The 16,356-nt window shown below is 32.1% G+C and carries 18 protein-coding genes; 14 read left to right on the plus strand and 4 right to left on the minus strand.

The genetic code is table 11. The annotated features are described in order from the left end of the window. Positions 1-46: 46 nt before the first annotated feature. The 5 genes from A4F88_RS08125 to A4F88_RS08145 all read left to right on the plus strand — a co-directional run bounded on the left by A4F88_RS08125 (position 47) and on the right by A4F88_RS08145 (position 6,166). Positions 47-1,510, plus strand: coding sequence for an OmpA family protein (locus tag A4F88_RS08125; protein ID WP_068842065.1), 1,464 nt, complete (start codon positions 47-49; stop codon positions 1,508-1,510). A gap of 63 nt (positions 1,511-1,573) precedes the next feature. Next, positions 1,574-4,339 carry a PD-(D/E)XK nuclease family protein gene (locus tag A4F88_RS08130; RefSeq protein WP_068842066.1) on the plus strand — a complete coding sequence of 922 codons (2,766 nt, stop codon included), beginning with the start codon at positions 1,574-1,576 and terminating at the stop codon, positions 4,337-4,339. 292 nt (positions 4,340-4,631) lie between these two features. Continuing rightward, on the plus strand, positions 4,632-5,015 hold the full coding sequence (locus tag A4F88_RS25910) for a P-loop NTPase family protein (RefSeq protein ID WP_394332902.1): 384 nt from the start codon (positions 4,632-4,634) through the stop codon (positions 5,013-5,015). A gap of 437 nt (positions 5,016-5,452) precedes the next feature. After that, on the plus strand, positions 5,453-5,773 hold the full coding sequence (locus tag A4F88_RS08140) for a roadblock/LC7 domain-containing protein (RefSeq protein WP_068842068.1): 321 nt from the start codon (positions 5,453-5,455) through the stop codon (positions 5,771-5,773). A gap of 18 nt (positions 5,774-5,791) precedes the next feature. Beyond that, positions 5,792-6,166, plus strand: coding sequence for a hypothetical protein (locus A4F88_RS08145; RefSeq protein ID WP_068842069.1), 375 nt, complete (start codon positions 5,792-5,794; stop codon positions 6,164-6,166). Positions 6,167-6,241: 75 nt separating this feature from the next. Here A4F88_RS08145 and A4F88_RS08150 read toward each other — a convergent pair whose 3' ends face one another. Both A4F88_RS08150 and A4F88_RS08155 read right to left on the minus strand, forming a co-directional pair. After that, positions 6,242-7,018 carry an alpha/beta fold hydrolase gene (locus tag A4F88_RS08150; RefSeq protein ID WP_068842070.1) on the minus strand — a complete coding sequence of 259 codons (777 nt, stop codon included), beginning with the start codon at positions 7,016-7,018 and terminating at the stop codon, positions 6,242-6,244. Between the two features lie 195 nt (positions 7,019-7,213). Continuing rightward, the gene (locus A4F88_RS08155; protein WP_068842071.1) at positions 7,214-8,506 is read right to left on the minus strand and encodes an aminopeptidase P family protein; all 1,293 of its coding nucleotides are present in this window, start codon (positions 8,504-8,506) and stop codon (positions 7,214-7,216) included. A 461-nt stretch (positions 8,507-8,967) separates the two neighbouring features. Here A4F88_RS08155 and A4F88_RS08165 point away from each other — a divergent pair, with 461 nt between their 5' ends. Then, on the plus strand, positions 8,968-9,864 hold the full coding sequence (locus A4F88_RS08165) for a hypothetical protein (RefSeq protein ID WP_143155012.1): 897 nt from the start codon (positions 8,968-8,970) through the stop codon (positions 9,862-9,864). Between the two features lie 200 nt (positions 9,865-10,064). Here A4F88_RS08165 and A4F88_RS08170 read toward each other — a convergent pair whose 3' ends face one another. Then, on the minus strand, positions 10,065-10,469 hold the full coding sequence (locus A4F88_RS08170) for a helix-turn-helix domain-containing protein (RefSeq protein WP_068842074.1): 405 nt from the start codon (positions 10,467-10,469) through the stop codon (positions 10,065-10,067). 150 nt (positions 10,470-10,619) lie between these two features. Here A4F88_RS08170 and A4F88_RS08175 point away from each other — a divergent pair, with 150 nt between their 5' ends. From A4F88_RS08175 to A4F88_RS08185, 3 genes are read left to right on the plus strand one after another with little or no spacing between them, the layout of a single operon-like run. Further along, positions 10,620-12,005, plus strand: a complete 1,386-nt coding sequence (locus A4F88_RS08175) for a polymer-forming cytoskeletal protein (RefSeq protein WP_245179061.1) — start codon at positions 10,620-10,622, stop codon at positions 12,003-12,005. A gap of 16 nt (positions 12,006-12,021) precedes the next feature. Then, on the plus strand, positions 12,022-12,462 hold the full coding sequence (locus tag A4F88_RS08180) for a GNAT family N-acetyltransferase (RefSeq protein ID WP_068842075.1): 441 nt from the start codon (positions 12,022-12,024) through the stop codon (positions 12,460-12,462). 20 nt (positions 12,463-12,482) lie between these two features. Next, on the plus strand, positions 12,483-12,860 hold the full coding sequence (locus tag A4F88_RS08185; RefSeq protein ID WP_068842076.1) for a nuclear transport factor 2 family protein: 378 nt from the start codon (positions 12,483-12,485) through the stop codon (positions 12,858-12,860). A gap of 88 nt (positions 12,861-12,948) precedes the next feature. Here A4F88_RS08185 and A4F88_RS08190 read toward each other — a convergent pair whose 3' ends face one another. After that, the gene (locus A4F88_RS08190; RefSeq protein ID WP_068842077.1) at positions 12,949-13,134 is read right to left on the minus strand and encodes a bacteriocin-like protein; all 186 of its coding nucleotides are present in this window, start codon (positions 13,132-13,134) and stop codon (positions 12,949-12,951) included. A 262-nt stretch (positions 13,135-13,396) separates the two neighbouring features. On the opposite strand from A4F88_RS08190, the gene A4F88_RS08195 reads away from it, so the two are divergent. The 5 genes from A4F88_RS08195 to A4F88_RS08215 all read left to right on the plus strand — a co-directional run bounded on the left by A4F88_RS08195 (position 13,397) and on the right by A4F88_RS08215 (position 16,342). Then, entirely contained in the window at positions 13,397-14,137 is a 741-nt protein-coding gene (locus tag A4F88_RS08195; RefSeq protein ID WP_068842078.1) for a LytTR family DNA-binding domain-containing protein, read from the plus strand. A gap of 102 nt (positions 14,138-14,239) precedes the next feature. Next, positions 14,240-14,788 carry a hypothetical protein gene (locus tag A4F88_RS08200; RefSeq protein ID WP_068842079.1) on the plus strand — a complete coding sequence of 183 codons (549 nt, stop codon included), beginning with the start codon at positions 14,240-14,242 and terminating at the stop codon, positions 14,786-14,788. A 294-nt stretch (positions 14,789-15,082) separates the two neighbouring features. Beyond that, a complete protein-coding gene (locus A4F88_RS08205) occupies positions 15,083-15,454 on the plus strand; it encodes a hypothetical protein (RefSeq protein WP_143155013.1) in 372 nt (123 codons plus the stop codon). A gap of 79 nt (positions 15,455-15,533) precedes the next feature. Then, entirely contained in the window at positions 15,534-15,719 is a 186-nt protein-coding gene (locus tag A4F88_RS08210; protein WP_068842081.1) for a hypothetical protein, read from the plus strand. Positions 15,720-15,772: 53 nt separating this feature from the next. After that, complete coding sequence (locus A4F88_RS08215; protein ID WP_068842082.1) at positions 15,773-16,342, plus strand: Crp/Fnr family transcriptional regulator; 570 nt, start codon at positions 15,773-15,775, stop codon at positions 16,340-16,342. The last annotated feature ends 14 nt before the right edge of the window (positions 16,343-16,356 follow it).

The following is a 16,356-nucleotide window of genomic DNA, read 5'->3' on the forward strand; positions in this document are numbered from 1 at the left end:
TTACTTTTGCTTGTAATTAACTAAATTGTAATTAAAAAAATTAAGTATGAAACATCTTAACAAACTTTTAGTTGCTGTGATGATGGTGATGGGTTTAAGTTCTCACGCACAAGACAGCAACAATCCATGGGCTATCTCTTTTGGAGTTAATGCCGTAGACACTAGAACTAGTTCTGGTGCTGGACACGGTTTCTTTGATCAACACTTTTCGCAGCCATTCCAAGTGAAAGACAACTGGAATATTCTTCCTTCTTTATCTTACATTGGTGTGACTAGATACGTTGGTAGCGGATTCTCTGTTGGTTTACAAGGATCTGTAAACAAAATTGATAAGTATGTTATTTTTTCTCAATATGCTCCAGGGCATGACGGAAGAGGTAATATTGTTACTAACCCTGGTGATTTGATGTATTATGGAATTGATGCTACTATTAAATATAGCTTCCAGGAATTAATCAAATCTAAAGTAATCGATCCTTCGTTATCTGTTGGTGGTGGTTATACTTTCTTTGGAGATAGTAGCTACGGAACAGTTAATCCAGGTGCTGGAGTTACATTCTGGTTTACAGATGCTATTGGTCTTGAGCTTGCTACAAGATACAAATGGTCAGTTAGTGGTGATAGACAAGATGCAGCTGGTGTTCCAGATGCTCCATCTCACTTCCAACACACTGCAGGTCTAGTTTTCAAATTCGGAGGTAAAGATACTGACGGAGACGGAATCTACGATAAAGATGATGCTTGTCCAGATGTTGCTGGTTTAAAACAATTCAACGGATGTCCTGATACAGACGGAGACGGAATCGTTGATGGTAGTGATGCTTGTCCAACTGAATTTGGTTTAGCTGCATTAAACGGTTGTCCAGACAGAGACGGAGACGGAATCGCTGATAAAGATGATGCTTGTCCAGATGTTGCTGGTCCAAAACAATTCAACGGATGTCCTGATACAGACGGAGATGGTGTTCCAGACAAAGATGACAAATGTCCTACAGTTGCTGGTCCAAAAGAAAACGGTGGTTGTCCTTTCTTAGACGCTGACAAAGACGGTGTTGCTGATAAAGATGATGATTGTCCTACAGTTTACGGTCCTGCTAGTAACAGAGGTTGTCCTGAAGTAACTAACGAAGCTTTAGAAGATCTTAAAGTTCAAGCAAGAGCAGTTTACTTTAACTCAGGAAAAGCTACTTTCAAAACTGGTGACAAAGAAACTCCAGCTAGATTAGATGCAATTAAAGAAATCCTTAAAAACTATCCAAACGCGAAATTCTCTATTGAAGGACACACAGATAGTACAGGTTCTGCTAAAATCAATGACAAACTTTCTCAAGAAAGAGCTGAGGCTGTTATGAATGCATTAATCCAAAGAGGTGTTAATCCAGAAAACTTAGTTGCTAAAGGATTTGGATCTTCTCAACCAGTTGCAAGTAATAAAACTGCTGCAGGTAAAGCACAAAACAGAAGAACAGAAATTAGACACATTGGTTCTAAATACCAAGGTAAAATCTAATTTACTTTCTAAATAAATACTAAAAGCCATTCTTAATTGAATGGCTTTTTTTATTTTTATCAAATGATAAATACTTCTTTTCTCGGAAAAATAGCAACTGTTGTAATTCAGGATTATTCGCAAAAATTGGCTGATACTACGATAGTTTTGCCTAATAAAAGAGCTAAGGTTTTTTTAATAGAAGCATTAAAAAATGCAACTACAGAAACTATTCTTTGTCCGGAAATTATTAGCATTGAAGATTTTGTGCAAGATGTCGCATCCATTAGATCTGTCGATTCAATCGAGCTTTTATTTGAGTTTTATGAAGTTTATCTTTCTGTAACCGAAAAACAGCATCAGCAATCATTTGAATTGTTTGCCAATTGGGCAAAAACACTTTTGCAGGACTTTAATGAAATTGATCGATATTTATTAGATCCAACTCATGTTTTGTCTTATTTGAGCGATATTGAAGATATTAAAAAATGGGGGATCGAAGTAGAAAACAAAACAAAACTTTTAGAAAATTATATTGATTTCTGGAAACTTCTGCCTTTGTATTATGAGTCATTGTACAGTCACTTATTAAGTAAATCAATAGGATATCAAGGTCTGATTTACAGAGAAGCTGTAAATAACCTGAATCATTTTTCGAATACAATTTCAAATCGCAATTTTATTTTTGCAGGTTTTAATGCTCTAAATGCTGCCGAAGAAAAAATTGTACAACATCTTCTGGCTTTAGATCTGGCCAAAATTTACTGGGATGTTGATCAGACTTTTTTAAATGACCCTTATCATGATGCCGGACTTTTTGTGCGACGTTTTAAAGAAAGCTGGAAACATTATAAGGCAAACCATTTTGAATGGATTGTTGACGACTTTTCGCAATCTAAAAACATTCAGGTAATAGGAACGCCAAAAACTATTGGTCAGGCCAAGTTAGCAGGCAGTATAATTGAAAATTTAATTACTGAAAATCCAACTGCAGCTCTTGATAAAGTAGCAATTGTTCTTGGTGAAGAAAATTTATTAATGCCCGTTTTGTATTCATTGCCTTCATCTGTTGGGAGTTTGAATATTACAATGGGATATTCCGGAAAAAATAATCCTTCGCAAATATTGATTGCCAAATTATTTAAAATGCATACTAATGCGCTTTCACGTAAAGGAGAAAGTTATGTTTTTTATTATAAAGATGTGCTCGATATATTAACGCATCCATTAGTGGAGCCTTATGCAAATGCGAGAAATTTAGTGAGAATTATAAAAGAGAATAATTATACGTTTATCACTCATAATCGAATAATGGAACTCAATTTATATCCGTCAGAACTCTTTAAAATGTTATTTCAAAAATGGGAGAACGGATCGATTGCGGTTCTTGAAAATGTCTCAGCAATTTTACTTTTGATAAAAGGTAATTTTAGCAATGATAATGAAGAAGAGAAAATAGCAAAAGCATTTGTTTATGCTGTTTTTAAAGTCATTAATAAATTGATTAATTACTATACGCAACACCATCATATTGATAACATCGATACTTTGCATGCTATTTACAAACAGATTATTGATGTTGCAGAAGTTTCGTTTGAAGGAGAGCCTTTACACGGATTGCAAATTATGGGAGTTTTAGAAAGCCGTGTGCTGGACTTTGATACTGTAATTATTACTTCGATGAATGAAGGAAAGTTTCCGGCTGGGAAATCTCAAAATTCCTTTATTCCTTATGATGTAAAAAGAGAATTAGGCTTGCCAACTTTTAAAGAAAAGGATGCTATTTATACCTATCACTTTTATCATGTTTTGCAAAGGGCTAAAAATATTTATCTGATTTATAATACAGAGAATGACGGTTTGGATGCCGGAGAACGAAGCCGATTCATTACGCAGCTTGAAGTCGAAAAGCAAAAGAAACACAATCTGACTTTTGATATCTATAATCCAGTTTTGCCAAATACTGCGTATCAGCCTATGGTGGTTCCAAAATCTGAATCTGTTATTGAACGCTTGAAAGAAATAGCGTCAGTAGGATTTTCTCCATCAGCATTGACGAGTTATATTCGAAATCCCATTGATTTTTATTTTCAAAAGATACTCAGAATTCGTGAAGTAGAAGAAGTAGAGGAAAACATTGCACTAAATACACTTGGAACGATAATTCATGAAACATTAAAGGCTTTGTACGAACCATTTATTGGTAAATTTATTTCAGAATCTGATCTTGAAAACTGTTTTAAGTTGCTGGATGATGAAGTTTTAAAACAATTTAAATTGGTGTATAAAGAAGGCGAAATTAAAAAAGGCCGAAATCTTTTGGCTTTTGAAGTAGCCAAACGAAATGTATCTAATTTTTTAAGAATGGAACTGGAGTCTCTTAAAAATGGTGATGCAGTCAGGATTATTGCTTTGGAAGAAACGTATAGTCGTGAATTAACTCATCCGGATTTACCATTTCCTGTTTTGATTAAAGGAAATGTAGACAGAATTGAGTTAAGAAACGGCAGAATAAGAATTATTGATTATAAGACCGGTAAAGTCGAAAAGACTAATGTGATATTGAAATCATGGAATGGATTAACTCAGGAGCTTAAAAATGATAAAATCATCCAGGTTTTGGCGTATGCGTTTATGTTTGAAAAAGAAGCGGGAGAAATTCCGATTGAAGTTGGAATCATTTCCTTTAAAAATCTAAAATCCGGTTTTTTACCTTTTGGTTTTAAAGAAGATAAAGAATTGAACCTGACGGTTACAAAAGAAATTTTACATCAATATCTCGAGGAAATAGTATTATTGTTAAGAGAGATTTTTGATGTTACTATTCCTTTCGAAGAAAAAATCATTTAAATCATCAGAAAGTTTTCTAACATATTTGAATTTTTTAAAACCACTTTGATAGTTAATCTGGCTGTTTGTGCTATTGCTGTTTTGATGGGTGATTTTGATTATTTTTTTATTATCTTCCTGAGTTTTGGGTTTTTGATCAGCATTGGTTACAAAGAATTATACAGAAAACAGGAATATCTTTTTTATTCGAATCGATTCTATTTCTAAAAATGATAAAAATATTCTGCTGAATGAAGTGAGTTACTTATCCCAAGAATAATTTATTCCGAATCACTTATCCGTAAAAAAGACGATCGAATTATCGGTCGATAAACAAAACAGGGCACTTTTTGGCAATGACGACTTTATTCAATCTATTGTCAGGAAAAAAATAAGACACTTATCAAGCGGTGAATTACGTTACTTAGAGATTAAGATTGTTCTTTTTAATCCTTCGAAATTTGTTTTGATGGATGAACCTCATAACGGATTATCGCCTTTAATGATTGATAGGGTAAATGAAATGATAAAGATAAATTCAGTCAAAAAAGGGATCATTATCACAGATCATAATTTTGAAAATGTAATCAAAATTTCGTCTCAGATTATTTTGATTAAGGAGGGTAAAACGCATTATATCAGGAATAATGCGGAACTTGTAGAAAAAGGTTATTTGGTAGATTTGGGGATTTTGTAAGGGCTTTTTAACTAAATATTTTTTTGAAAAAACCTTTCTTTTCGCGCTCTTGCGAATTTAAAGTGTTTAAACTTCCGTTCTCAAAACGAAATCTTCTAAACTTCATCAGCTTTACATTTAAGTCAAAGCGTAATTCGTCAACTGTTTTCATCGAATTAAATTTTTTTTGCAAAGCTATAAAAAACTTGTTGTAATCTAAATTTGTTATACCACTCGCGATGATAATTAGGAGATATGAATCAGAATGTTACGTTTTTGGTAAAATCTGCTTTTTTTGTTTGTATTTTTTACAAATATTATTTTAAAAATAAAGAAACACTATTTTATAAATAAAAGTAATTCAAATGGTTACGTGTGCCTTTTTTTTAACAAGTGTTTATCGGACAATTCTATTTATTGAAATATCTTTGAATTACTTAAAATGATAAAATAGCAAAATGATTGATTTAAATACACTTGTAGAAGAAACTGGAGCAGAGTCTGGATTGAGTTTTAATATTGATGGTATCTTACTGGAGTCTGTTAATTTAGAGTACGATGGAAATGTGGCAGCAATGATTGGCATGATATTAAAAATGAGTTTAGAAATGTCTGAAGATCTTAATAATGGTGATCTTAAGCAAATCATGATTAAGAATAACGACGGTATTGTAGTAGCAAGTAAAGATCAGGACGATAATTGTATTGCGCTGCTTTCTAAAGATATAAGTAAAATGGGACTTTTGCTTCGCAAAATGGATACTATTTTCAACAATTAATTTAAATACAATTAAAACATGTCAGATTTTTTACAAAATTTTCAAAACGATTTAAAAGAGAACATTAACGGATTTATTGCAGTTTCAGTTACAGAGGTTGAAACAGGGATGTCTTATTGTTCACTTTCTTTAAATCCAAATTTTGACCCGGAATTAGCTTCTGCTTATAATTTAGAAGTTGTAAAAGCAAAATTAAATGCGATTAAAGCTTTAGGATTAGATCAAAAAATCAATGATATCTTAATTACATTAACAGATCAAATACATATTATAGATGTTTCTGAAGATGGTCAGTATTTTATTTACCTGGCTGTCGATTCTACAAAAGCAAATCTTGGTTTAACAAGAGCAACCTTGTCTAAATTTAAAAAAGACATTATAACAAAATTATAATATTTGCCCCCAAGAATGAGAAAAAGGCTGTTCAAAATTTTTGAGCAGCCTTTTTTGATTTTATTGGTTTTCTGATTATTCAAAAAAATCCAATAGTATTAATTTTAATTCTTCTTTGTTTTCAATGTGGCTCATATGTCCGTCTTCAAATGTAACGAGTTCGGCAGTTGTGTCTTCGATTTGAATAATGCTTTCTTCGTAATTTAGAACCGGATCTTTTTTTCCTAAAATCAATAAAACCGGAAATAAATTTTGATGAATAAGTGATTCTCTGTCTTTACGTATTTTCATGCCTTCCAGCGATGCTACAATTCCTTGTAATGGTGTTTTTAAGGCTTGTTCTTTTACCTTTTCAATTTCATTTGCCAGACGTATTCTGTTGTTTTCGCTAAATAGATTTGCAATAGCTAAACTTACAAAACCTACATAATTTTGTTTTACCGCTTTAATAGCACGGGTTCGGTTTAATTTTTTCTCAGCGCTGTCTTCTTTTGAAGTCGAATTCAGTAAAACTAATTTACTAATGTTGTTTGGGAATAATTCGGCGAAAGCCAAACCAACATAACCACCCATCGAATGTCCCAGAATGGTAGCTTTCGAAATTTTTAAATGTTCCAGAACCTCATGAACAGCATTTGCATTATCCTCCATAGAATGCACATAACCTAAAGAATCAGATTCGCCGTGACCCAATAAATCGATGGTAATAACACGATGTTTTTCTGAAAACAGATCAACATATGCTGACCACATTTTTTTATTTTCCAGAAAACCGTGAAGCAGTACAACTGCAGTTCCCTCGCCCGAATCTGTAAAAGAAATTGAGGTGTTTTTGTATAAAATATTTTTCAAAATGACGTTTTAAAGTGTAAAATACAAAGGTAATAATTGGTGAACTATATAAGTTATAGAAGTTCATTTCAGCTAAAAATAATCATCATTTGAGATAATTTAAATAAAACTTATATCACTTCATGGCTAAAAAAAACGCCCCACATTTCTGCGAGGCCGTTTTTATTTTGTAATCTATATTCTAGGATTTCTTCCCTAAGAATTCATCAAGCTTTCGATTTCATCTGCCTCAACGGGAATATTGCGCATTAGGTTAAAGGGGTCTCCTTTTTCCTGAACCACAACATTATCTTCCAGACGAATTCCGAATTTCTCGTTCGGAATATAAATTCCTGGTTCAACTGTAAAAACCATATTCGCTTTCATTGGTTCATGCAGTAATCCGTAATCATGCGTATCAAGTCCCATGTGGTGTGACGTTCCGTGCATGAAATATTTTTTGTACGCTGGCCATTCCGGATTTTCGTTCTGAACATCTGCTTTGTCAAGCAAACCTAAACCAAGTAATTCCGAAGTCATGATTTTACCCACTTCGATATGATATTGTTTCCAAAGTGTTCCCGGAGTCAGCATTTTTGTAGCTTCGTTTTTAACTCTTAAAACCGCATTGTAAACGGCTTTTTGACGATCTGAAAACTTTCCCGAAACCGGAATCGTTCTTGTCATATCGCTTGAGTAATTAGCATATTCTGCCGCAACATCCAATAAAATTAAATCTCCGGCTTTACATTGTTGATTGTTTTCGATATAGTGTAAAACATTTGCATTGTTTCCTGAAGCAATAATTGGCGTATAAGCAAAACCTTTAGAGCGGTTGCGGATGAATTCGTGTGCCAATTCGGCTTCGATTTCGTATTCTGTAACATTTGGTTTCACAAATGATAATAATCTGCGGAAACCTTTCTCCGTAATATCACAAGCCTGCTGAATCAAATCGATTTCTTCGCTTTCTTTTACAGAACGAATGCGTTGTAAAATTGGGTTGCTTTTTGCCACATTGTGTGCAGGATAACGCTCTTTCCACCATTTTACAAAACGAGCTTCACGGGTTTCGGTTTCAACCGTTGCGCGGTAATGTTCGTTAGTGTTAATGTACATCGTATCAGCATACGTCATCACTTCGTTCAAAACTTTATGAAAATCCTGTAACCAATAAACAGTTCTAATTCCCGAAACCTGAAAAGCACGTTCTTTAGTTAGTTTCTCTCCTTCCCAAATCGCAATGTGTTCGCTGGTTTCTTTCAGGAAAAGCATTTCTTTTTGGCTTTCATAAGGCGCATCAGGAAACAAAAGTAAAATACTTTCTTCCTGGTCAACACCGCTTAGATAAAAAATGTCTCTATGTTGTGCAAACGGCAAAGTACTGTCGGCGCTAACTGGATAAATGTCATTTGAGTTGAAAACGGCAACACTGTTAGGTTTCATTTCTGCCGTGAATTTTTTGCGGTTTTTTACAAAAAGAGCGCTGTTTATTTGATGATATTTCATAATAATTTCGTTTTTGAACTTCGAATTTCAAAATTAGTGATTTTTGAAGAAGTGGCGTATAATAGATTTATTAAAGTTTTCTTATTTGTTCTGTGTATTGCCGCGAAGGAGCAAAGACGCAAAGCTTGCATCCTGTTTTGTCTTCCTGAGCGAAGTCGAAGGATTAGCGTAAAGTTTTTACACAATTTTGCCATCTCAACAAAGGAGAAATCAGAATAGAAACTCCGCTATCAAAATTGCTAATTTTTATAGAGTTGCAAATTTGATCTCTTTCATTGCGATGAAAAGATTACCAGTAAAATGGATTTTGCTAATTGAGATCTGTATTCTTTTGATCTTTTTTTAATGTTTTTTGTAAGAATATTGTGTATTGTTATGCGTTTGTAATAATTAGAAGTACTACTTTAGCAACATAAATAAAACACTAAAAATAATTGTTCAAAACCAAATTGTTTACCAAAATGAAAAAAATAATTTTATTTTTTATGCTGACTTTAGTTCAGTTAATGACTTCACAGACTTATGAATTGCATAATTCTATAAATTTCAAGGATGTTGATGATGGTCGAAATGTTTCCGATGGAATTACCTGGTATAAAACTTCTCCTTTTTCTTATGGAATATATAGAACAAGTGGAATTTGGGAAGGCCCAAATTTTCAACAATTAAAATTAGCTTTTGATACAGGTATTATTATAGATGGGGGATTTAATTTTGGAAAAAGCGGTACAAGCATACAGCCAAATAATGGAAAGGTTGGTATTGGAACAGATGTTTCAACAGCAAAACTTGAAGTGCGTGGTAATTCTGCTGTTTATAGTGACTTTGTTTCCTATTCTGGAACAACAGTAAATAATGTTTTGCCTAATGGTAAAGAGCCTACATTGGTTATTAGTGAGAAAATTTCAGGAACACTTGCTTCAATGGAAGGGCAAGTTACCTACCGGGGAGGGTTAAGTTTTGGCAGAGGAGGTCCTGGTGTTTATTCTGTAAATCCTAACCCTGCAGGAAGCCCATTGTATGGTGATCTTCGTTTTCATACAACAGCTTGGAATGGTTCAGATTATAGTAATTATGATCGAATGGTTATTACCTGGCAGGGAAATGTTGGAATTGGAACAGTTAATCCAGCTTACAAACTTGATGTTTGCGGTACAATTAGAGCAAAAGAAGTAAAAGTTGATTTATTGGGAGGTTGTGATTTTGTTTTTGAGGATGATTATAAATTAATGGATTTAAATAAATTAGAAGAATTTGTAACAAAAAATAAACATCTTCCAGAAATTGCTCCGGAAAAAGAAATGATTGCAAACGGACTTGAAATGAAAGAATTTCAGATGAAGCTGCTACAAAAATAGAAGAGCTGACTTTATACACAATTGAGCAGAACAAAAAACTGGAGAAACAAAATATGAAAAGTGAGAAACAAGAGCAAGAATTAAAAATACTGAAAGCCAAAGTAAAAAAAATGGAGTCAGCTAAAAAATAGAAAAAGAGTTAAAAAAAACCGAAGCTAATCAAACTTCGGTTTTTTCTATAAATATATCTTTCTAAAAAATTATTTCTGACTCAATAACTTTTCTAAAAGAGCAACTTTTTCCTTTTCAGCTTGAATTAACTGTTGGTAAAGTTTTTTATTCTCTTCGTACGATTCAAAAAGCTTATCTAACGGATTAAAAGTACAACCTAAATTAATTGCAGAAGAAGCATTGTCATTATATGTATTTCCAATCATATTAAAAACCGCATCTTCAGAAAAATTTCTAATTACCTCAGGTGTAACTCCTAAAGCTTGTGCAATTGCTTTAAGTTTTTCATCATCAACATTTTCGCTTCCTTCAATGCTCGAAACAGTTTGTTGGCTTACACCAATTGCATAAGCAAGTGCTTCCTGCTTCATATCTCTCAGTTCTCGAATTCGGCTAATGTTTCTGCCGATATGTTTTGGTTTTACTGTGCTCATGATTCAAAGATATTTAAAATTCTTTTATATTTTTAGTTTCGGTACAAAACAAGTCTTCGTTTGTGTGATACAATCTGAAGATTATTTCTATGATGTAAAAATACAATTTTTCTGACTATCGTTTGATTTTGAATTTAGAATTACGTAATCTTGATATTCAAAAAAATCACTTCGATTAATACCAATAAAATGCAGACTTTCAATCTTAAATTAACTACAATATTCGAAATCAAAACAAAATACCCTTTTTTAATTGAAGATCAAAACTTCGATTTATATGAAGATTGGAGAGATGAAGATTTTTTTCTGGTTTCGGAAGAAGATGTCAATTTTGAGGGGAATTTTTATCTGGACCTTTATGAAGAAAAAGAGAAAAAATGGCTAGCTAATTTACTAAATCTTCCAGCTAAAGAAATGGTAGAAATAAGAATTGAAGGCATTTTTATAAATGGAAATTTCTCTGTTAACGGTTCGGTTATTAATGCCGAAGGTGATTATGGGCCGTATGTTTTCATTAGCGGAAGCGTAAATTGTCAAAGTCTTTTGCTTGGTGGTGCCAATGTTGAAATAAAGGGAAATGTTACAGCAAAAGAAGTAGTGATGACGTATTATAATCACGGAAATTTTAATTGTTCAGGTTTAATCGATTCACCTGTTTTTATTGTTACAGATCATAATACAGGATTTGTTGATAGAAAAAATAATTTGTTCTATTATAACGATCGAGCCAATGATGTTGATTTAAAAAATGAATGCGAATATGATGATGAAACCGGCGATGAAATTATCTCAAACGAACTTCGAAAATTACTCGATAATCCGCTAATTGAAACTTTTGAAGAGTTAGAAAGAGATTTGGCAAGAGGCGAATTGGTTTTGAAACAAAATAATCCGCCTACGAAAACTTATGAATATTGGCGTGATCGTGTTTTGGCAAATTACAGAGATCTTAAACTGGTTCCAAAACAATTTAAAACCGAAGAACTTTGCAATTTGGCATTAAATATTACATTTCATGCTCTGCCGTTTATCGATCAGGATTTAATAACTTCTGAGCTTTGCGAAAAATTAGTCAGCAAAGATGGTTTTGCGATTCAGGCAATTCCAGATGAATTTATCACAAAAGAACTTTCTTTTAAAGCAGCCGAAAACGGTACAATGTTGAGATTAGTTCCAGAAGATTATTATTCGAAAGAATTGATACTATTGGTTTTTAAAAACGGAAAACATGAACCTGATATTAATGATGTTCCTTCTCAATTTATAACAGAAAATCTTCTTGTAGAATATGTGAAAATTGGAAAAGGATTGTGGCTCGATAAAGCTTGCAAAGCAATTGGAATTGATAAACTACAGGTTTTAAAACAAGTAATCGATTCGGGAATTGAATATCTGGATAATGTTTTTGGGAATCATTTCAGTAAAGAAGCGGTTGAGTATGCTTTTTCGGTTTATAAAAATCAAGAGGATTGGAGTAAATATGTTCAAAAATACAAACAGAAGTTTGAGCGTATTGATTTGAAAGAATACTTGTAAAACGGTAAAATAGATTATGGTGTTACAGATTAATATCAGAAAAGTAGAAAAACAAGATTTAGATTTTGTTTACAAAGCAATTTGCGAACTCGAAAATGAAATTTTAGATTTCGAAGTTTTCGAAGCAATATTCAATGAAAACATTTCAAACCCAAAAAATCTTTATCTCATTGCCGAAAACGAAAATGAAGGTTTGGGTTTTATTAGTTTTCATACCCAAAATTTATTACATCATTGCGGATTAGTGGGAGAAATTCAGGAATTTTTTATTCATCAAAATCATCGTGGAAAAGGTGTTGGAAGACAATTAATCAATGAGATTCTCCAATATGCTGATCAGAATAATTTGAAAAGTATTGAAGTAACCACCAATAAAAGACGAGTAGAAAATGTGCTGATTTATGAAAATCTTGGTTTTGGTTTAACACACAATAAGTTCACTATTTATAAAAATTAATAAAATCTATATTTGGCATTATGATTGACAGAGAAAAAATAATACAGAATTATATTGATGGTTATAATGAATTTGATACCGATAAAATGATAGCTGATTTTGGTGATGAAATTGTTTTTGAGAATATTCAGAATAGTGAAGTAAATATGACTTTAACCGGATTGAATGAGTTTAAAGAACAAGCAGAAAAGGCAAAATCGTATTTTTCTAAGAGATCGCAAGTAATTACAGTTTTCAATCATTTTGAATCTAAAACAGAGATAGAAATTGCTTATTGTGCTGTTTTGGCTATGGATTTTCCTAACGGAATGAAAAGAGGACAGGAATTAAACTTAAAAGGAAAGTCTGTTTTTGAATTTTTAGATAATAAAATTATAAAATTGAGTGATGTAAGTTAGTTATGTAGCAGATTAAAATTGTATAAGAATTCAAAAATTGAACATAAAAAACTGCTATCTTAGGATAGCAGTTTTAATAAACAGACGATTATACTGCTCCATATTCCATACAGGTGCTGCCTGTTGATGTTTTGTATAAATACCAGCCACATGAATTTATCGCATAAAAATCGACACCGTTACCTTCACATAGTGGCCATGGTTCGCAAGGTCTGCCATTACCAGCGTTAATTGATTTTAATTCTTCTTTTGATAATTTTTGGAAATTTTTCATAAGTAATTTGTTTTTTGGATTTTCCTACTCTATAAGTTTTTCGGATACGACTTTGATAAAAATACAAATTATTTTTAAATAAATACTTACAAAAAGTGTTTAGATGCTAATTGATTCTTTAAGAATCTAAAATCTTCTTCTTTCTTTTTGTGCTTTTTATTATAATTGTTGATCTTGAAAATAAGTAGAAAACTGGTACATCTTACTTGACGCAAGTAGTATTAAAGTATAATATTGCATGTAAATAATTATTTGGCAGAAAATGAAACAACTTAATATATCCATAAAGCATAATTTAATAGTAGGCTTATTTATTGCGCTATGGATTTTTGTTTTCGCCTTTATCATAAAACCTTTCGATGACGGAACATTAAATTTTCGTGCATGGCTTTTAATGAGTATTGGCTTTAGTTCAATCGCTTTTGTGTGTTATTCCATTCTTGCCATTGTTCAAAAACAAGCTTACGAAAAACTAGGGAAATGGAATATTAAGTTTGAAGTAGTTTGTCTTTTGTTTTTTTATCTCACATATCTTATAGGTGTTTATGGGTATTATAAAAGTCCGGTTTTAAACGGAGGATATAATTTTACAGCGTTCTTTCTGATAATATTTATTAAAGTGGCACTAATTTTAACTCCGGTGATTGTTTTAGCAAGGAGATATTTAATTAAACTTATTCCAATAAAAGAAGGTGTTTTGGTCATTCGTGGAGAAAACAAATTAGATGTTTTAAAAATCAACAAGACTGATTTGGTTTGCATTTCTAACGCTCAAAATTATGTCGAGATTTTTTATATCGAAAATGATAAGCTTCATTCAAAACTTATTCGGTCTTCGCTCAAAAAAGTTCAGGATGATTTTGGTTTTTTAGTTCAGATACATCGTTCACATTTAATAAATCCGATGCATTTTAAATCCTGGAGAAATCAAAATACAATTATACTGACTCAAATAGAGCTTCCGGTTTCTAAGAGTTTTAAAGAAAGTGTATTGACATTGTAATTTTCGTACCTAAAAGAATAGGTTTTGTACCTAAGCCAGTAAAATAAGCACTTAAGCAAGTTTTTCATTTTAGTTTTGCTTCATCAATTTTAAAAATAAATTATGAAAACAAAACATCTTTGCCTTCTCGGATTATTATTTTTCTTGATCAGTTATTTATTCTTTGCTAAAGTTTTACCCAATTTTCAGAAACCAATTGATTTTGCACATTGGTTTAATTTAATCGGAGCTTGTTTGTTGTTGTCATTTAATGATGCATTTCCGAAAAACACTTTGAGTTTTGTCGCTTCAATTGCAACGGCCTTGGGAGTTATCGCTCACATTGGTCTCTGCACAATTGACTTCGTAATGTCGAGTTTTGGAACCGATGAAATTGCAAAAGAGGCGTTAAGTATTCAAATCGGTAAAACGCCCTCTGTTTTTTATCCTTTTATTGTTATTGGTCCATCTTTGTTGTTTATTGGTTTAACGTTGCATGCTTTGCGCTTTATTAAAACAAATTTTGTAATTGTTTTAATGATTATGCTGAGTTCCGTAGCAATTGGATTTTCATTTTTTGTTTTGAAAGATGGAATTTATATGTTGTTGAGTTGCGTTGTTTTTGTTTTTGGATTGGGTTTTTTGCTTCATAAAAAAGGAATTAATAATTGAAAAACAGAAGTTTTGTTACAACGGAGCCGACATATTAAAAAGTAGTAATTGTTTACGCTAGGACCTTTGTCAAAGTTTAGAACTTTGACAAAGGTTTTTTACACGCAAAGTTTGTCATCCTGAGCGAAGTCGAAGGACACGTTAGTTGCTAGACAAAGATTGGCGACTTTAATTACGGAATTTCTTGCGTGGGCTTCGATTTCGCTCAGCCTGAAAAAAAAACGAAACATCTACTTCGGTTTTTCTATTTGGAATTTGTATTTTCGCTTAAATAATCTGACAGTCAAAAATAAATTGAATAAAAATCTAAAATACTTTCTTTCGCTCTTTCTAGTTTTTGCTATGATTGCGACGGATTGTACAATAGATTCTCAATCAAAATCAGCCGAATATTATCAGGTTTCGCAAGTTGCTTCAAGTAGAGAATTAGATTTTACAACTTCTCGTTTATATATCTTCAATCAATTAAAAACCGGAGTAAAAATTCCGTTTTTAATTCCGGTTACTTATATTCAATTAAAAGCTGTTTTTAGTTTTCAAATTCAGATGAAACTAAAATGGCAAGCACTTCTTCATCAAAAAATAAATTCATTTATTAAACAAGCTGTTTTTATAAATGAAGTATTCACTTCAAACATTTCATATAAAAGTTTATACACTGCTTAAGAAATTTTATTTCTGAGCCTTTATGTCTTTTTTAGGCATAAAATGATAAAATAATGTCTAATCATTTATCATTTTCAAAATGTATAAACACAAAAATAAAAAACGTTTAGAGCAATCTAAGCGACCACTTCTTCATTGGATAAAAAGAAAAATTGCAATTGTATTAACCGCCTTTATGCTAGGAATGGCAAACGGAATGAATGCCGAAGATCGATCAATTAATGGAAGTTTTGTGCAGACGGAACAACAGGATAAGAAAGATTGATTTTTTTGCCAAATGACAAATCGAGTAAAAATAACTTTAAGTAACTTGCAGTTATGAAAGAGTTTATAGATTATATCTTGCAGTATGGCGATTTGAACCAACAGCAAATTGACTTAATTGCCAAAAAAGCGGTTGTACTGGAGCTTCCAAAAGATGAATATTTTTCGGAAGCAGGAAAAATTGCGCAACAAGTTGGCTTTGTATTGGATGGTATTGTTCGAGTTTGTTATTACAACAACAAAGGCGATGAAATTACCAAATATTTTATTGACGAAAACAATATGGTAGTTGATTTGGAAAGCTTCAATAATGACATTTGTTCCCATTGTTATGTACAGGCGGTGACTGATTGCAAGCTTATAGTTTTTTCTAAAAAAGACTGGAAGGAGCTTTTAGATATCATTATTCCGTGGAATACTATTGTAAATAAAATTATTTCAAGAGCCTTAATACAGAAAGTCGAAAGAAGAAGTCCTTTGGTTACAGAAGATGCTGCGACACGCTATTTGATGTTTTTGAAAATTTATCCCAATGCTATTAATCGTATTCCGCTTTCTTATGTTGCTTCCTATTTGGGTATGACACAATCTTCGTTGAGCAGAATTAGAAAAAACATCCGATGAAAATTGCTTTTTGC

Origin of the sequence: Flavobacterium chilense (assembly GCF_001602525.1) — a bacterium.
Classification (GTDB): Bacteria; Bacteroidota; Bacteroidia; order Flavobacteriales; family Flavobacteriaceae; genus Flavobacterium; species Flavobacterium chilense.